12 protein-coding genes are annotated in these 16,455 nt (G+C 60.6%); 10 read left to right on the top strand and 2 right to left on the bottom strand.

Annotated elements, in window-relative coordinates:
- Positions 1-46 precede the first annotated feature (46 nt).
- The 4 genes from BMY45_RS20650 to rarD all read left to right on the top strand — a co-directional run bounded on the left by BMY45_RS20650 (position 47) and on the right by rarD (position 5,059).
- On the top strand, positions 47-823 hold the full coding sequence (locus tag BMY45_RS20650) for a TOBE domain-containing protein (protein ID WP_092401004.1): 777 nt from the start codon (positions 47-49) through the stop codon (positions 821-823).
- A gap of 66 nt (positions 824-889) precedes the next feature.
- Positions 890-2,785, top strand: coding sequence for a PhoX family protein (locus BMY45_RS20645; RefSeq protein ID WP_092400826.1), 1,896 nt, complete (start codon positions 890-892; stop codon positions 2,783-2,785).
- Between the two features lie 189 nt (positions 2,786-2,974).
- Positions 2,975-3,949 (top strand): serine/threonine protein kinase, encoded by a 975-nt coding sequence (locus BMY45_RS20640; protein ID WP_092400823.1) that lies wholly within the window; start codon positions 2,975-2,977, stop codon positions 3,947-3,949.
- Between the two features lie 222 nt (positions 3,950-4,171).
- Complete coding sequence (gene rarD, locus BMY45_RS20635; RefSeq protein ID WP_092400820.1) at positions 4,172-5,059, top strand: EamA family transporter RarD; 888 nt, start codon at positions 4,172-4,174, stop codon at positions 5,057-5,059.
- 217 nt (positions 5,060-5,276) lie between these two features.
- Here the strand turns inward: rarD and BMY45_RS20630 are convergent, their stop codons facing one another.
- Positions 5,277-5,795: a glycine cleavage system transcriptional repressor gene (locus tag BMY45_RS20630; RefSeq protein ID WP_092400817.1), complete on the bottom strand. Its 519-nt coding sequence runs from the start codon at positions 5,793-5,795 to the stop codon at positions 5,277-5,279.
- Positions 5,796-6,336: 541 nt separating this feature from the next.
- Between BMY45_RS20630 and BMY45_RS20625 the strand changes: the two genes are divergently transcribed.
- Positions 6,337-8,514: a malate synthase G gene (locus tag BMY45_RS20625; RefSeq protein WP_092400814.1), complete on the top strand. Its 2,178-nt coding sequence runs from the start codon at positions 6,337-6,339 to the stop codon at positions 8,512-8,514.
- A gap of 148 nt (positions 8,515-8,662) precedes the next feature.
- On the opposite strand, the gene BMY45_RS20620 is transcribed toward BMY45_RS20625, so the two are convergent.
- The gene (locus BMY45_RS20620; protein WP_047228125.1) at positions 8,663-9,109 is read right to left on the bottom strand and encodes a response regulator; all 447 of its coding nucleotides are present in this window, start codon (positions 9,107-9,109) and stop codon (positions 8,663-8,665) included.
- A 251-nt stretch (positions 9,110-9,360) separates the two neighbouring features.
- Between BMY45_RS20620 and BMY45_RS20615 the strand changes: the two genes are divergently transcribed.
- The 5 genes from BMY45_RS20615 to BMY45_RS20595 all read left to right on the top strand — a co-directional run bounded on the left by BMY45_RS20615 (position 9,361) and on the right by BMY45_RS20595 (position 16,397).
- Positions 9,361-11,301 (top strand): putative nucleotidyltransferase substrate binding domain-containing protein, encoded by a 1,941-nt coding sequence (locus BMY45_RS20615; RefSeq protein ID WP_092400811.1) that lies wholly within the window; start codon positions 9,361-9,363, stop codon positions 11,299-11,301.
- The gene (locus tag BMY45_RS20610) at positions 11,298-12,005 is read left to right on the top strand and encodes a 3'-5' exonuclease (protein ID WP_092400809.1); all 708 of its coding nucleotides are present in this window, start codon (positions 11,298-11,300) and stop codon (positions 12,003-12,005) included. Before BMY45_RS20615 ends, BMY45_RS20610 begins: the two co-directional genes overlap by 4 nt.
- A gap of 243 nt (positions 12,006-12,248) precedes the next feature.
- Positions 12,249-12,767, top strand: a complete 519-nt coding sequence (locus BMY45_RS20605; protein ID WP_092400806.1) for an RNA polymerase sigma factor — start codon at positions 12,249-12,251, stop codon at positions 12,765-12,767.
- Positions 12,764-13,744: a FecR domain-containing protein gene (locus BMY45_RS20600; RefSeq protein ID WP_092400804.1), complete on the top strand. Its 981-nt coding sequence runs from the start codon at positions 12,764-12,766 to the stop codon at positions 13,742-13,744. The genes BMY45_RS20605 and BMY45_RS20600 overlap by 4 nt, the downstream gene beginning before the upstream one ends.
- 214 nt (positions 13,745-13,958) lie before the next feature.
- Positions 13,959-16,397, top strand: coding sequence for a TonB-dependent siderophore receptor (locus BMY45_RS20595; RefSeq protein ID WP_092400801.1), 2,439 nt, complete (start codon positions 13,959-13,961; stop codon positions 16,395-16,397).
- Positions 16,398-16,455: the final 58 nt, after the last annotated feature.

The following is a 16,455-nucleotide window of genomic DNA, read 5'->3' as shown; positions in this document are numbered from 1 at the left end:
AGGCGCCAACGTCCAACTCCATGATTCCTTTGCGCAGTTGTCCATCATGTCATTGCCCCCGCTCCTGACCCAGCACATCGTCCGGCGCCCACAACGCATCGCCTTGTTGCAGCACATCGCCGAACAAGGCTCGATCACCCGCGCCGCCAAAAGCGCCGGCCTGAGCTACAAGGCGGCGTGGGATGCCATCGACGAATTGAACAACCTGGCGGACCAACCGCTGGTGGAGCGTAGCGTTGGAGGAAAAGGCGGTGGCGGTGCGAAACTGTCCGAGGAAGGGCTGCGTGTGCTGCGCCTGTATCAGCGCCTGCAAGCCTTGCAGGCGCAGTTGCTGGAGGCGAGCGAAGATGCCGGGGATCTGGGCCTGCTCAGTCGCTTGATGCTGCGCACCAGCGCGCGCAATCAGTTGCACGGCAAAGTCCTGAACATCGAGACTCAGGGTCATAACGACCGAATTTACCTGGAACTCGCTCGGGGCCTGGTCATCCAGGCGCAGATCACCCATGACAGCACGGTACGCCTGGAACTGGGTATCGGCACCGCCGTAGTTGCCCTGATCAAGGCCGGATGGCTGGAATTGCACCCTGTCGATCCGCCGGAAAAAGCAGGCAACAACCCTGGGAAAAACGCTCTGCGCGGCGTCATTGAACACGTTGCCGCCGCCCAAGACGGCCCCAGCGAAGTGCGCATCGGCCTGCCCAACGGCCAAACGCTGTGTGCCTTGGCCGATCCGCTTCATCTGCACGCGCGAAAGCTGGCTGCCGGCTCACCGGTGCAAGTGGAGTTTTCGGCGACAAATGTGCTGCTCGGCACACCGTTGTAGCGCGCTGCAACAAAAGCGTCATCGACCGGCTTTAAGGTGGCTGCCAAAACCAGCAGGGAGCCTCAGATGAGCCTTTTAGAAGAAAACCAATCCACCGACCTGGAAAAGATCGTCGGCCTGAGCCGTCGAGGTTTCATTAGCGCAGGTGCCCTGTGCGGCGCGGCGATGTTTCTGGGCGGCAACCTGCTGAGTCGCAGCGTACTGGCCGCCGCCGTCAGCGAAGGCAACAGCAAGCTGCTGGGCTTCGAAAGCATTGCCGCCGCCACGGCCGACACCCTCACTCTGCCGCCGGGCTACAAGTCCTCGGTGCTGATCAGTTGGGGTCACCCCCTGCAGAAAAATGCACCGGCGTTCGATCCAAGTGGCAATGGCACCGCCCGCGCCCAGGAAGTGCAGTTTGGCGACAACAACGACGGCATGAGCCTGTTCCCGTTTCCCGGCGACGACAACCGCGCGCTGATGGCGATCAACAACGAATACACCAACTACCAATACCTCTTCCCCCATGGCGGCCAGCCGAAGTCGGCCGAAGACGTGCGCAAGGCCCAAGCCTGTGAAGGTGTGTCGGTGATTGAAATACGGCGTCAGGGCGGACAATGGCAGTTCGTCCAGGACTCGCGCTACAACCGCAGGATTCATGGCAATACCCCCATTGACCTCAGCGGCCCCGCCGCCGGCCATGACTTGATGAAAACCAGCGCCGACAAGAGCGGCAAAAAAGTGCTGGGTACTTTCCAGAACTGCGCCAACGGCATGACGCCGTGGGGCACCTACCTGACCTGCGAAGAAAATTTCACCGACTGTTTTGGCAGCAGCAAGGCGGACTTGCAGTTCGATACGGCGCAGAAGCGTTACGGCGCCACCGTCGCCAGCAGCGAAATCGACTGGCACCTGCACGACCCGCGTTTCGACCTGGCGAAAAACCCCAACGAACTCAATCGCCATGGCTGGGTGGTGGAGATCGACCCGTTCGACCCTAAATCCACCCCGATCAAGCGCACGGCCCTGGGTCGCTTCAAGCACGAGAACGCCGCCCTGACACAAACCAGCGACGGTCACGCCGTCGTGTACATGGGCGATGACGAGCGCGGCGAGTTCATTTACAAATTCGTCAGCCGGGACAAGATCGACCACAAAAACCCCAAGGCCAACCGCAACCTGCTGGATCACGGCACCTTGTACGTGGCGCGCTTCGACGCTGGTGACGCTAACCCGGACCATCCCAAAGGCATGGGGCAGTGGATTGAGTTGACCCATGGCAAGAACGGTCTTGATGCCAGTAATGGTTTCGCCGACCAGGCCGAAGTGCTGATCCACGCGCGTCTGGCCGCCACCACTGTCGGCGCCACCCGCATGGACCGTCCGGAGTGGATAGTCGTCAGCCCCAAAGACGGCCAGGTCTATTGCACCCTGACCAACAACTCCAAGCGCGGCGAAGCCGGTCAGCCGGTGGACGGGCCCAATCCCCGAGCCAAGAACGTCTACGGGCAGATCCTGCGCTGGCGCACCGACCGCGACGATCACGCTTCCAGCACTTTCGCCTGGGATTTGTTTGTGGTCGCCGGCAACCCGGTAATACACGCCAACACGCCAAAGGCCGGCTCGTCCAATATCAACCCGCAGAACATGTTCAATAGCCCCGATGGCCTGGGTTTCGACAAGGCTGGGCGGCTGTGGATTCAGACCGACGGTGATTTCAGCAATACCGGGGACTTCGCCGGCATGGGCAACAACCAGATGCTCTGCGCTGACCCCGACAGTGGTGAAATCCGTCGATTCCTGGTCGGACCGGTGGGTTGTGAAGTAACCGGGATCAGCTTCTCGCCGGACTACAAAACCCTGTTCATCGGCATCCAGCATCCCAGCGGCGGCTCGACGTTCCCTGAGCATCTGCCCAACGGTAAGCCGCGCTCGTCGGTGATGGTGATTACCCGTGAGGACGGTGGGGTCATCGGCGCCTGATCGGGCCTTATCGCGAGCAGGCTCGCCCCCACATTGATTCCAGTGCACCTACAATCTACGGTGCGCCACAAAATCCAGTGGGAGCGAGCCTGCTCGCGATGGCATCAGTACAGCCGTCACCTATCTCCCTCCGTCTGCGCTACCATGCTGGGCCGGACGCGGCAGCCCTGCCGCTGCGCAGGAGTCAGCATGTCCCATCCGTTTGAAACCCTCACACCCGATCTGGTGCTCGATGCCGTTGAAAGCATGGGCTTGCTCAGCGACGCCCGTGTGCTGGCCCTCAACAGCTATGAAAACCGTGTCTATCAGGTGGGTATCGAAGACGCCGAGCCGCTGATCGCCAAGTTCTATCGCCCTCAGCGCTGGACCAACGAAGCGATTCTGGAAGAGCACCGCTTCACCTTCGAACTGGCCGAATGCGACGTGCCGGTGGTAGCGCCGCTGATTCACAACGGCGTCAGTCTGCACGAACACGCCGGGTTTCGTTTCACCCTGTTTCCCCGTCGCGGCGGCCGCGCGCCTGAGCCGGGCAACCTCGACCAACTCTATCGCCTGGGGCAATTGCTCGGGCGCCTGCACGCGGTTGGGTCGACCCGTCCGTTCGAACATCGTGAAGCGTTGGGGGTAAAAAATTTCGGCCATGATTCGCTGGCCACCGTGCTGCAAAGCGGTTTCGTGCCCCGCAGTCTGCTGCCGGCCTACGAGTCGGTGGCCAGGGATCTGCTCAAGCGGGTCGAAGAGGTCTATGCCGCCACGCCCCATAAGAACATCCGTATGCACGGCGATTGCCACCCCGGCAACATGATGTGCCGCGACGAGGTTTTTCATATCGTCGACCTGGACGACTGCCGCATGGGCCCGGCGGTACAGGACTTGTGGATGATGCTCGCCGGTGACCGCCAGGAATGTCTGGGGCAGTTGTCGGAATTGATGGACGGTTACCGCGAGTTTCATGACTTTGACCCGCGTGAACTGGCCTTGATCGAGCCACTGCGCGCCCTGCGCCTGATGCACTACAGCGCCTGGCTGGCGCGCCGTTGGGACGATCCGGCGTTCCCGCGCAGCTTCCCTTGGTTCGGCAGCGAACGCTACTGGGGCGACCAGGTGTTGGCGCTGCGCGAGCAACTGGCGGCGCTCAATGAGGAGCCGTTGAAGTTGTTTTGATTGGGCTGGGTTCCAACAACCACTGAAACCCTGTGGGAGCGAGCCTGCTCGCGATAGCTGTGGAGCAGTCGCCATTTATGTTGACTGACACATTGCTATCGCGAGCAGGCTCGCTCCCACATGAGGACATGGGTGGAACTACTTCCTAACAAGGTTCACAGCACAATCTGACAAATCTCCTTACAATCACTCTTTTGTTAGCTGCCTAAGCAAGGATTCTGCATGCAAGCCGCCAACCCGCGTCGCGGGTATATCCTGGGCCTGAGTGCCTACATCATCTGGGGTCTGTTCCCGATCTATTTCAAAGCCATCGCCAACGTGCCGTCCGTGGAAATCATCATCCACCGGGTGCTGTGGTCGGCGCTGTTCGGCGCGGCGTTGCTGATGGTCTGGAAACACCCGGGCTGGTGGCGCGAACTGCGGGACAATCCACAACGGCTGGCAATCCTGGCCCTGAGCGGTACGTTGATCGCGGCCAACTGGCTGACCTATGTCTGGGCGGTGAACAACGGGCGCATGCTCGAAGCGAGCCTGGGGTACTACATCAACCCGTTGGTGAACGTATTGCTCGGCATGTTGATCCTGGGTGAACGGTTGCGGCGCATGCAGTGGCTGGCAGTGGGATTGGCCGCGGTCGGTGTGGCGCAGCAGGTCTGGCAAGTGGGCAGCCTGCCGTGGGTGTCGCTGATGCTGGCGCTGACCTTCGGCTTTTATGGGCTGATCCGCAAGCAGGCCCCGGTCAAGGCTTTACCCGGACTGGTAGTGGAAACCTGGATGCTGGTGCCGATCGCCGTTGCCTGGTTGTTGTTCAACCCGGCGGCGACCAGTGCCCAAGCCGTTTTCTGGACCACTTCCGAAGCCTGGTGGCTGGTGGCGGCAGGGCCCGTGACACTGGTGCCACTGGTGTGTTTCAACGCCGCTGCACGGCACTTGCCGTACACCACGCTGGGTTTTTTGCAGTACATCGCCCCGACGCTGGTGCTACTGCTGGCGGTGTTGCTGTTCGACGAACACCTGTCGTCCAGCACGTTAGTGGCGTTCCTGTTCATCTGGGCCGGGCTTGCGGTGTACAGCATCGATGCCGTGGTGAGCATGCGCCGACGTAATTGATCAAAAATCGAACAACCCTGCGCAGGCCACAGACGACGTGGTCTGCGTCGATCCGCCCCAAGGTTATCCACAGCCTGATCCCCGCCGTTTGTGCACAAGCCATTGAAAACTGGTGATTTTTTAATCACTCATCATCAAGCCCCGGCCCGTATGGGCTGGCGGCGTGTCTCTACAGGTTATCCACAGGCAGGCGCAGTTTTTCCTTGGATAACCCGTATCAGCTTTCGTCGCTGAGTTTCAGCTCCACCATCAGCTCATCGGCCAGGGTTTCCAAACGTTCCTGCAAAGTGTCCAGGGACAAGGTCACCGGCACCCCGAGGATCGCTTCGGCATGAAACAGCAACTCGCTGCTCATCGGCGCCGGTCGCACGTCCGTGACCAGTCGCTCGACGTTGACACCCTGCTCACTCAGCAAGCGCGTGATGTCGCGCACGATGCCAGGGCGATCATTGCCCACCAGCTCCATCGCAATAGGCTTCCACGTGCAGGACTCTTCGACGATACCCTCGGCGATCAGCACGCGGATGTTGTGGGCCGATAGCCCTTGTAGAGCTTCGATCAGTTCATCATGGGACTCGGCCGGAACACTCAGGCGCAGGATGCCGGCAAATTGTCCCGCCAGACGGGACATGCGGCTTTCCAGCCAGTTACCGCCGTGCTCGGCGATGCAAAGGGCGATTTGCTCGACCCGCCCAGGCTTGTCAGGGGCGAAAACAGTGATGACGAGATGGTCCATGGCGCGAGCCCTCTGGTTGTGGAAAGAAGAGTATAGGCAGGTGGTCACGGACAGGTTGGTGGCCTAAAGATATATACCTCGCCCCTGGGGGGAGCAAAGCTTGCTCGCGATAAAAACAACTCGGTCCTTCTGAAACCACGGCGCCTGTATGCGAGCAAGCTTTGCTCCCACGGGACTGACGCGCCAACATTATCGTGTACAACTTTAAATATTTAACTGGAACAATCTGCCATTTTTTTGAGAACATTCCATGCCTCGTTGTGACCGTAGCACTTTAGTGGGTCGCGGAACGACGCAATTAGTCTAATTTTCACAACCGCAATTGATCATGTAGTATGCCGCAGCGCGCACTACATAACGTTGTAACGATGTCTGCCCTGGCGCAGTCGCATCCCTGAAAAGCCCCGTCAGCAAGGCTAAAAACCCAGCCGCCAGCGATGGCATGTACTGGTTCCGGGGTTTGTGGTTTAAATGTCCCGAGGCTTCATTGTCAAAATCGAAGAGCTGAAAAGCGAAATAGCTGAGCAGAGTGAGGCAAGCAATGACTGAACACGTTCAAGTCGGTGGCCTTAAGGTCGCCAAAGTCCTGTTCGACTTCGTGAATAACGAAGCCATTCCCGGAACCGGCCTCACCGCCGATGCGTTCTGGGCCGGTGCCGACAAAGTCATCCACGACCTGGCCCCGAAGAACAAAGCCCTACTCGCCAAACGCGACGATTTCCAGGCGCAGATCGATGCCTGGCACCAGGCCCGTGCCGGCCAGGCCCACGACGCCGTGGCTTACAAAGCCTTCCTGCAAGACATCGGTTATCTGCTGCCAGAAGCGGCGGATTTCCAGGCCACGACCCAAAATGTCGATGACGAAATCGCCCGCATGGCCGGCCCGCAGCTGGTCGTCCCGGTGATGAACGCCCGCTTCGCCCTCAATGCCTCGAACGCCCGCTGGGGTTCGCTGTACGACGCGCTGTACGGCACCGATGCCATCAGCGAAGCCGACGGCGCGGAAAAAGGCAAAGGCTACAACAAGGTTCGCGGCGACAAGGTCATCGCCTTTGCCCGTGCCTTCCTCGACGAAGCGGCGCCATTGGCGGCCGGCTCTCATGTTGATTCCACCGCTTACAAGATCGTCGATGGCAAACTGGTGGTTGCCCTCAAGGGCGGCAGCAACAGCGGCCTGCGTGACGACGCGCAACTGATCGGTTTCCAGGGCGACGCTTCGGCACCGACCACCGTGCTGTTGAAGCACAACGGCCTGCACTTCGAAATCCAGATCGACGCCAGCACCCCCGTCGGACAGACCGATGCCGCCGGCGTCAAAGACATCCTGATGGAAGCCGCGCTGACCACCATCATGGACTGCGAAGACTCGGTCGCCGCCGTCGATGCCGATGACAAAGTGGTGATCTACCGTAACTGGCTCGGCCTGATGAAGGGCGATCTGTCGGAACAGGTCTCCAAAGGCGGTCAGACGTTTACCCGCACCATGAACCCCGATCGTGCGTACACGACGGTCGACGGTTCGGGCCTGACCCTGCATGGCCGCTCGCTCCTGTTCGTGCGCAACGTCGGTCATCTGATGACCATCGACGCGATCCTGGACAAGGACGGTCATGAAGTACCGGAAGGCATCCTGGACGGACTGATCACCAGTCTGGCAGCCATCCACAGCCTCAACGGCAACACTTCGCGGCGCAACAGCCGTACCGGCTCGGTGTACATCGTCAAGCCGAAGATGCACGGGCCGGAAGAAGCGGCGTTCACCAACGAACTGTTCGGTCGCGTCGAGGACGTGCTGAACCTGCCGCGCAACACCCTCAAGGTCGGGATCATGGACGAGGAGCGCCGGACCACGGTCAACCTCAAAGCCTGCATCAAGGCCGCCAGTGAGCGCGTGGTGTTCATCAACACCGGCTTCCTGGACCGCACCGGCGACGAAATCCACACCTCCATGGAAGCCGGCCCGATGGTGCGCAAGGCTGATATGAAAGCCGAGAAGTGGATCGCCGCGTATGAAAACTGGAACGTCGATATCGGCCTGAGCACCGGCCTGCAGGGTCGCGCTCAGATCGGCAAGGGCATGTGGGCCATGCCGGACCTGATGGCGGCGATGCTGGAGCAGAAAATCGCTCATCCCATGGCGGGTGCCAACACGGCATGGGTTCCGTCGCCGACCGCTGCCGCCCTGCACGCGCTGCATTATCACAAAGTCGACGTGTTCGCCCGTCAGGCGCAACTGGCCCAACGTGCCCGCGCGTCGGTGGACGACATCCTGACCATCCCGTTGGCCGTGAACCCGAACTGGACGCCAGAGCAGATCAGGAACGAACTGGACAACAATGCCCAGGGCATCCTCGGTTACGTGGTGCGCTGGATCGACCAGGGCGTAGGTTGCTCCAAGGTGCCGGACATCAACGATATTGGCCTGATGGAAGACCGTGCGACGCTGCGTATTTCCAGCCAGCACATCGCCAACTGGCTGCGCCATGGCATCGTCAGCCAGGATCAGGTGATGGAAAGCCTCAAGCGCATGGCACCGGTGGTGGACCGCCAGAACGCCAGCGACCCGCTGTACCGGCCACTGGCGCCGGACTTCGACAGCAACATCGCCTTCCAGGCGGCGGTGGAGTTGGTGATCGAAGGCACCCGGCAGCCTAACGGCTATACCGAGCCGGTGCTGCACCGTCGTCGTCGCGAGTTCAAGGCAGCCAATGGGTTGTGATTGAGGGGTAAAAACGCAGCACAAGAAAAAGCCCTGGTCGAAAGATCAGGGCTTTTATTTTCGGAGCCAGATCAAAAGATCGCAGCCTCCGGCAGCTCCTACAAGGGACCGTGCTCGTCTGTAGGAGCTGCCGAAGGCTGCGATCCTTTCAAAGATCCATCCCCAACTCATGCTTGACCAGACCCAGCAATTTTTCCGTATCAATAGGCTTGAGCAAAAAATCCACTACGCTCAGGTGCATCGCTTCGATGGCGTCCTTCACGTCGGCATCGCCGGAGACGAGGATGATCGGCAGCGCTGCCCGCTCCGACTCACGGACCAGGCGGACCAGTTCAAGGCCATCGACATTGCCCATACGCAAGTCAGTGATCAACAGGCCAATCGACGGCTTGGTTTCCAGCAACTTGAGCGCCGTTTCACCGCTGGCGGCGGTCATGCAGTGAATACCGTCCAGGGCCAGAATTTCCGAGAGCAGCTCACGGGCGTCCTTGTCGTCATCGACAATCAAGACTCGTTGCGGCGGCAGGTCGGGTTCCAGCATGACGGCACTCAGCGCCTCGCGCTCGGCGTCACTCAAAATATCGTGGTCGGACATGGTGCTCTCTACGTTCTTTAATCGATCCCCTGGCACAGTGGTCAGACATCGTTCTGCGTCGCTTCAATGTGCACTTCGTCGGATTTTTTTCCAAGTACATTTATTGCAGGCTTCGGATAGACCACACCCAGGATTTTTCTATCGTTCCCAGCCTTTTGCGTTGACCTAGACTTACGTCCAATGGGCACCCTACCCTCAGGGGTTGACCATGGGGACAGATCCGACCACAACAATTCAAAAAAGACTGCGCCATGGTGATGAAAAAAACGGACGCCTTTACCCAGGCTGGGAAAACCGCGGTGTTGCAGAACATCCAGGGAACGCTGCAATTCCTTCAGCGTTTTCCCCCGTTCAACCAAATGGAAAACGCTCACCTGGCTTATCTGGTGGAGCAATGCCTGCTGCGTTTTTACGCGCCGGGGGAAACCATCATCAAACCGGCCGACGGCACGGTGGAACACTTTTATATCGTCAAGCAGGGCCGGGTCGTGGGCGAGCGTCCGCATTCGGCAAAAGGTGGCACCGAAACCACCTTCGAAATCACCACCGGCGAATGCTTCCCCCTTGCTGCGCTGCTGGGTGAGCGGGCTACGCGCACCGAACACCGTGCCGGCGAGGACACCTTCTGCCTGCAGTTGAACAAGCAGGCATTCATCAAGCTGTTCGCCCTGTCGAGCCCGTTTCGTGATTTCGCGCTGCGTGGAGTCAGCAGTCTGCTCGACCAGTTCAATCAGCAAGTCCAGCAGAAATCCGCGCAAACCCTCGGCACCCAATATTCCCTCAACACCCGGCTGGGCGAGCTGGCGATGCGTCATCCAGTGAGTTGCAATCCCGACATGCCCCTGCGCGAAGCCGTGAAACTGATGCACGAACAGCAGGTCGGAAGCATTGTGGTGGTGAACGAGCAAAAAGCGCCGGTAGGGATTTTTACCCTGCGCGACCTGAGGCATGTGGTCGCCGACGGCTCCGGGGACTTTTCCGAAGCCATCGCCGCGCACATGACCCCGACACCCTTTTACCTCTCGCCGGACCACAGCGCCTTCGACGCGGCCATCGCCATGACTGAGCGCCATATCGCCCATGTTTGTCTGGTCAAGGACCATCGCTTGTGCGGCGTGGTGTCCGAGCGCGATCTGTTTTCCCTGCAGCGGGTCGACCTGGTGCACCTGGCACGGACCATCAGCAGCGCCCCGAAAGTCGAGAGCCTGGTGGCCCTGCGCGGCGAGATCGGTCAATTGGTCGAGCGCATGCTGGCCCATGGTGCGTCATCGACGCAGATCACCCAGATCATCACCCTGCTCAACGACCACACCGTGTGCCGGGTCATCGAACTGACCCTGGCCGACAAGGGTGACCCGGGCGTGCCGTTCAGTTGGTTGTGTTTCGGCAGTGAAGGCCGGCGCGAGCAGACCCTGCACACCGACCAGGACAACGGCATCCTGTTCGAAGCCCGGGACGCCGCCCATGCGGCGCAGATCCGCGGGCTGCTGCTGCCCATCGCCCAACAGATCAACCAGAGCCTGGCCCTCTGTGGTTTCACCTTGTGCAAGGGCAACATCATGGCCGGCAACCCGGAGCTGTGCCTGTCCCGCGCCGAATGGGCCCGACGCTTTGCCGCCTTCATTCGTGAAGCGACGCCGGAAAACCTATTGAGTTCGAGTATTTATTTCGACCTGCGGGTGGTCTGGGGCGATGAGCAAGGCTGTGAGCAGTTGCGCCAGCAAGTGCTCGAACAGGTGGCCGATAACCGTTTGTTCCAGCGCATGATGGCCGAGAACGCGCTGCGTCATCGTCCACCGGTGGGACGCTTCAGGGATTTCGTGCTCAGCCGCAAGAACGGCGAAAAAGCCACCCTGGACCTGAAAGTGCAAGGCCTGACGCCTTTTGTCGACGGCGCCCGCCTGCTGGCCCTGGCCAATGGCATCGAAGCCAACAATACCCTGGAGCGCTTGCGGCAACTGGTCATCAAGGACGTGATCCAACCGCTCGATGGCGCGGCCTATGAAGAGGCCTATCACTTCATCCAGCAAACCCGCATGCAACAACATCAGCTGCAAACCCGCGAAAACCTGCCCTACTCCAACCGGGTCGATCCCGACAGCCTTAATCATCTGGACCGGCGCATTCTGCGCGAATCCCTGCGCCAGGCCCAACGGCTGCAAAGCAGCCTGACGCTGAGGTACCAGTTGTGAGCATTTTTTCCTGGCTACGCCCGGTCCAACCGATGTTGCCTGAAGACGTGCAACAGCGCCTGGAACGCCTGCCAGCCCCCGCGCCCCTGGGTGAATGCAGCCTGAGGGAGCAACGCTGGGTAGTGCTGGATCTGGAAACCACGGGGTTGAACCTGAACAAGGATCAGGTGCTGTCCATCGGTGCCGTGGTCATAGAAGACGGCGCCATCGATTTCAGCCAACAGTTCGAACGCACCTTACAGTGCGACAAGCAGAAGCTGGGACCGAGCGTATTGATCCATGGCCTGGCGCCGAGTGAAATTGCCGCCGGCAGCGACCCCGCCGAGGCGCTGCTGGCGTTCATGGAATTCGTCGACGACAGCCCTCTGCTGGCATTTCATGCGCCGTTCGACTCCCACATGCTCGGGCGGGCACTGAAGGATTACCTCGGTTACCGCTTGCAGCATTCGTTTCTGGATGTCGCTGACCTGGCACCGATGCTCTGCCCTCAAGCGCACCTGCGCAAGGCCGGCCTGGACGACTGGATCGACTGGTGCAAACTGCAAGTCTTCGACCGTCATAACGCCAGCGCCGACGCCCTGGCCACCGCCGAACTGGCGCTCATTCTGTTCAGCCGTGCCCGTCAGCAGCAGATCCATAGCCCACTGGATCTGCAACAGCGCGTAAGCCAATGGAAGCGACGGCAACGGGCGCCTTCGCTCTAAATCCTCTGCTCCGAGGGTGGTTTACCTGTGGGAGCAAGGCTTGCCCGCGATGGCATCGCCTGGTTTGACAGCCAAACCGAGTCGCCTGCATCGCGGGCAAGCCTTGCTCCCACAGACCTGTTTAGGCCCACAGACTTATTTGGGCCCACAGACCGGGTCCCGACCAGCGCCAATTGCTTTCCCTCCCCCGCCTCTGCGACAATCGCGAACAATTCTCGTTACTTAAAACGTCGGTGATGCTTCGTGTCGTCAGTCCCAAGCCCCCACAGTGATCTGGTTGGTGCGTTGTACCGTGACCATCGCGGGTGGCTATTGGCATGGCTGCGCCGCAACGTGGCCTGCCCACAGCGGGCAGAAGATCTGAGCCAGGACACCTTCGTGCGCCTGCTGGGCCGGGAGGAACTGACAGCGCCCCGGGAGCCCAGGGCGTTTCTGGTGGCGATCGCCAAGGGACTGCTGTTCGATTATTTCCGTCGGGCAGCGCTGGAGCAGGCCTACCTCACCGAGCTGATGCTGATCCCGGAAAACGAACAGCCGTCGTTGGAAGAACAGCAACTGATCCTCGAAGACCTCAAGGCGATTGATCGGCTGCTTGGCAAATTGTCGAGCAAGGCCCGCGCTGCTTTTCTTTATAACCGCCTCGATGGCCTCAGCCATGCAGAAATCGCCGAGCGCCTGGGGGTTTCCGTGCCCCGGGTGCGGCAGTACCTGGCCCAGGGCATGCGCCAGTGCTACATCGCCCTTTATGGTGAGCCGACATGAGCACGCCTTCTTCCAAACCCGTCTCGACCGGGGTTCTGGATGCGGCCATTGCCTGGCAACTGTCCCTGGACTCAGGCGGCGGTAGCGCCCAGGAGCGTGAAGCGTTCGCCCAATGGCATGCCGCCGACGAAGAACATGCCCGGGCCTGGCGGCAACTGGGCATGCTCGACCAACGCTTCAGTGTCGCCAATGGCCCTGGGCGAGCCGCGTTGTTGCAATCCAGAGCAAACATTCGTCGCCGGGTGCGCAAGCTCGGCAGCAGCCTGGCCAGCATTGTTGCAGTGATCGGCCTGGCGTTGTTTGCCGGGGATGGTTACTTGCCGCTGGATTACTGGCTGGCCGACCAGCGCACCGCCACCGGCGAGCAACGCGCCCTGCGCCTGGCGGACGGCACGTTGATCAACCTCAACACCCACAGTGCGCTGGACGTGCGTTTCGATGACAAGCAGCGACGCATTGTCCTGCAAGAAGGCGAGATCCTGGTGGAAACCGGCCACAACGATCCGCGTCCGTTTATCGTTGAAACCCGCGAAGGCAACATGCGCGCCCTGGGCACCCGATTTTTGGTCAAGCGAGAAGCAGAAGGCACACGCTTGAGCGTGTTGAAGTCGGCGGTGGCGGCGCATCCACAGGCCACCGACGAAGAGCAGATCCTGCGTGAAGGCCAGCAGGTGTTGATGCGCCGCGACGGTCTCGGGCCGACGATGGCCCTCAGTCCAGGCGCCGATGCCTGGACCCGCGGCATGCTGGTGGTGGACAACGCCCGCCTCGAAGACCTGGTCCATGAGCTGGGGCGCTATCGTCGCGGCTACCTGGGCGTCGAGCCACAAGTGGCAGACCTGCGCATCACTGGCAGCTTCCCGCTGCACAACACCGATCTGGCACTCAGCGCCCTGCTCCCGACCTTGCCGGTGCAGGTCGAGCATCACACGCGCTGGTGGGTGGTGGTGGGGCCGAGGGTCGAGACTAAGCCTTGAGGGCGCCATCGCGAGCAGGCTCGCTCCCACAGGGGTTCACTGAAGATCAAATGTGGGAGCGAGCCTGCTCGCGATGAAGCCGTCCCGATCCGAAGACCCGTTGGACACCTCACCCACAATCTGAATCTAAATTATTTTCATCCAGCCCTATCACTTTTGAATTTTCATCCGGCACCAAGGCAATTGAGAAATATTTCCATTCAGGAGCCGCCGTATGTCCCGCCCGCTAGACACCCTGTTGCGCCCCAGTCTGTTGGCCGTTGCCATCGCTTTTGCCGCCCCGTTGGTCAGCGGCCCGTTGCTGGCCGCCGAACAAGCCACGAGCGTGCGCACCTACAACCTGCCCGCCGCGCCATTGGCCAGCACCCTGAACCAGATCGCCAGTCAGGCCGGGCTCGCCCTGAGTCTGACCCCGTCCCTGGCCTCGGGCAAAACCTCGGCACCGGTCCAGGGCCAGTTCGATGCCATTGGCGCATTACGTGAGGCCTTGCGCGGCACCGGCCTTCAACTGCAACAAAGCAGCGCCGGCACCTACAGCCTGGTGGCCGTGCCCGAGGGCGTAATGGCTTTGCCGGAAACCAGCGTGATCGGCGCCGGCCTCAGCGAAACCGCGTGGGGTCCGACCGACGGCTATGTCGCCACCCGCACGGCGGCCGGCACCAAGACGGATACGCCGATTGTCGAACTGCCGCGCTCGGTTTCCGTGGTCACACGCCAGCAGATGGAAGATCGCTCGGTCCTCAACCTCAATGACGCCCTGCGCTACACCGCTGGCGTGCAGAGCAGCGGCTACGGCTCGGACTCACGCAACGACTGGTTGCTGGTACGCGGCTTTGTACCGACGCAGTTCCTCGATGGCCTGCCGCTGCCCAAAGGCAACTACGTCACGCCGAAAATCGAGCCCTGGAACCTCGAACGCATCGCCGTGCTGCGTGGCCCAGCGTCTTCGGTCTACGGTCAGACGCCACCCGGCGGCATGCTGGACATGGTCAGCCGTCGCCCGCAAGCTGAAAGCAGTCACGAGGTCGAACTGCAAGCCGGCAGCTACGAACACAAGCAGATCAACTTCGACAGCACCGGCAAGGTCGATGACGAAGGCCAGTTCCTGTATCGGGTCAGCGGCACGGTGCGCGACAGCAACGCCCAGGTCGATCACATCCCGGACAAACGCTACAACATCGCCCCAAGCCTGACCTGGAACATCAACGACGACACCCGCCTGACATTCCTGTCTCAATACACCCGCGACGACACCGGCATCACCGGGCAATTCCTGCCGCTGCAAGGCACCAGGCTGTCGTCGCCGGCCGGCAAGATTTCCCACCACAAAAACCTGGGTGACCCGGACTGGGAATTCTACGACCGCACCTACTACGCCCTCGGTTATGCGTTTGAACATCGTTTGAACGACACCTGGCAGTTCCGCCAGAACCTGCGCTATACCAAGAGTGACCTGGAGTTTCAGGGTGTCACAGCGGGCGGGCAGATCTGGCCGGCCGGCCCCGACGAAGCGGTCAGCGCCGACGGAACCGTGCAGCGAACAGCGGGTATCGTCGATGAAGACGTCAGTCAGTTCGCCGTGGACAACAACTTCCAGGCCGACTTCCAAACCGCAGCCCTGAGCCACACCTTGTTGCTGGGCCTGGATCACCAGCGCTCCAACAGCAACTCGCGCTGGCTGTGGGGCTCGACCGGCGTACCGGCCAGCAATATCCACAACCCGATCTACGGACAGGATTTTTCCAACGTTCAGTATTTCACCATGTACGACTACAACCAGAAGACCCAGCAAACCGGTCTCTACGTCCAAGACCAGATCGCCCTGGACAACTGGCGCCTGACCCTTGGTGGTCGTGAAGACTGGATCCACACCGGCACCGAGTTCCACAACCAGGCCGGTGCAACCAACACCCAGCGCGACAAGAAATTCAGCGGCAACGCGGCGCTGAGCTACGTCTTCGATAATGGCGTGACGCCGTACATTTCTTTCGCCCAGTCCTTCCAGGCAGCAGCCGGCACCAACGTCAACAGCACCGATGCATTCAAGCCGACCGAAGGCGAGCAGTACGAAGCGGGCATCAAGTACCAGCCGCCCGGTACCAAAACCCTGCTGACGGCGGCGGTGTTCGACCTGACTCAGAAAAACAACTCCGTCACCGAAAACAGTGTGACCCGCCAGGTGGGCGAAGTGCGCGTTCGCGGCCTGGAACTGGAAGCCTCGGGCGATGTGACCGAAAACCTGAAACTGGTCGGCTCCTACACCTACAACGACAGCGAAATCACCAAAGGCACCGCGGCTGAAGAAGGCAAACGCATGGCCCAGGTGCCGCGTCACCAAGCTACCGCGTGGGCCGATTACACCTGGCACAACGGCCCGCTGGACGGCTTTGGTGTCGGTGCGGGTGTGCGTTACGTCGGCGATACCTATGGCAACACCACCAACACCGACTGGGGACATGTCGGTTCCTATACCGTGTATGACGCCTCGGCCCATTACGACTTGGGTCGCCTGAACAACTCGCTCAAAGGTGTCTCAGTGGCGGTGGATGCAAAAAACGTCTTCAACAAGGACTACCTGTCCACGTGTGACGGTTTCTACTGCTACTACGGCGACCAACGCAGCGTCGTCGCCAGCGTGAATTACAAATGGTAAACGGTTAGCATTTGCGCAAACCTTTTGAAGGGCCACCTGTGGCCCTTTTTGCATTCGG

This window comes from Pseudomonas sp. NFACC39-1 (assembly GCF_900110355.1).
GTDB classification, from domain to species: domain Bacteria; phylum Pseudomonadota; class Gammaproteobacteria; order Pseudomonadales; family Pseudomonadaceae; genus Aquipseudomonas; species Aquipseudomonas tehranensis.
Note: the sequence above shows the minus strand (reverse complement) of the source record. Positions and strands in the feature narration are given on the sequence as shown.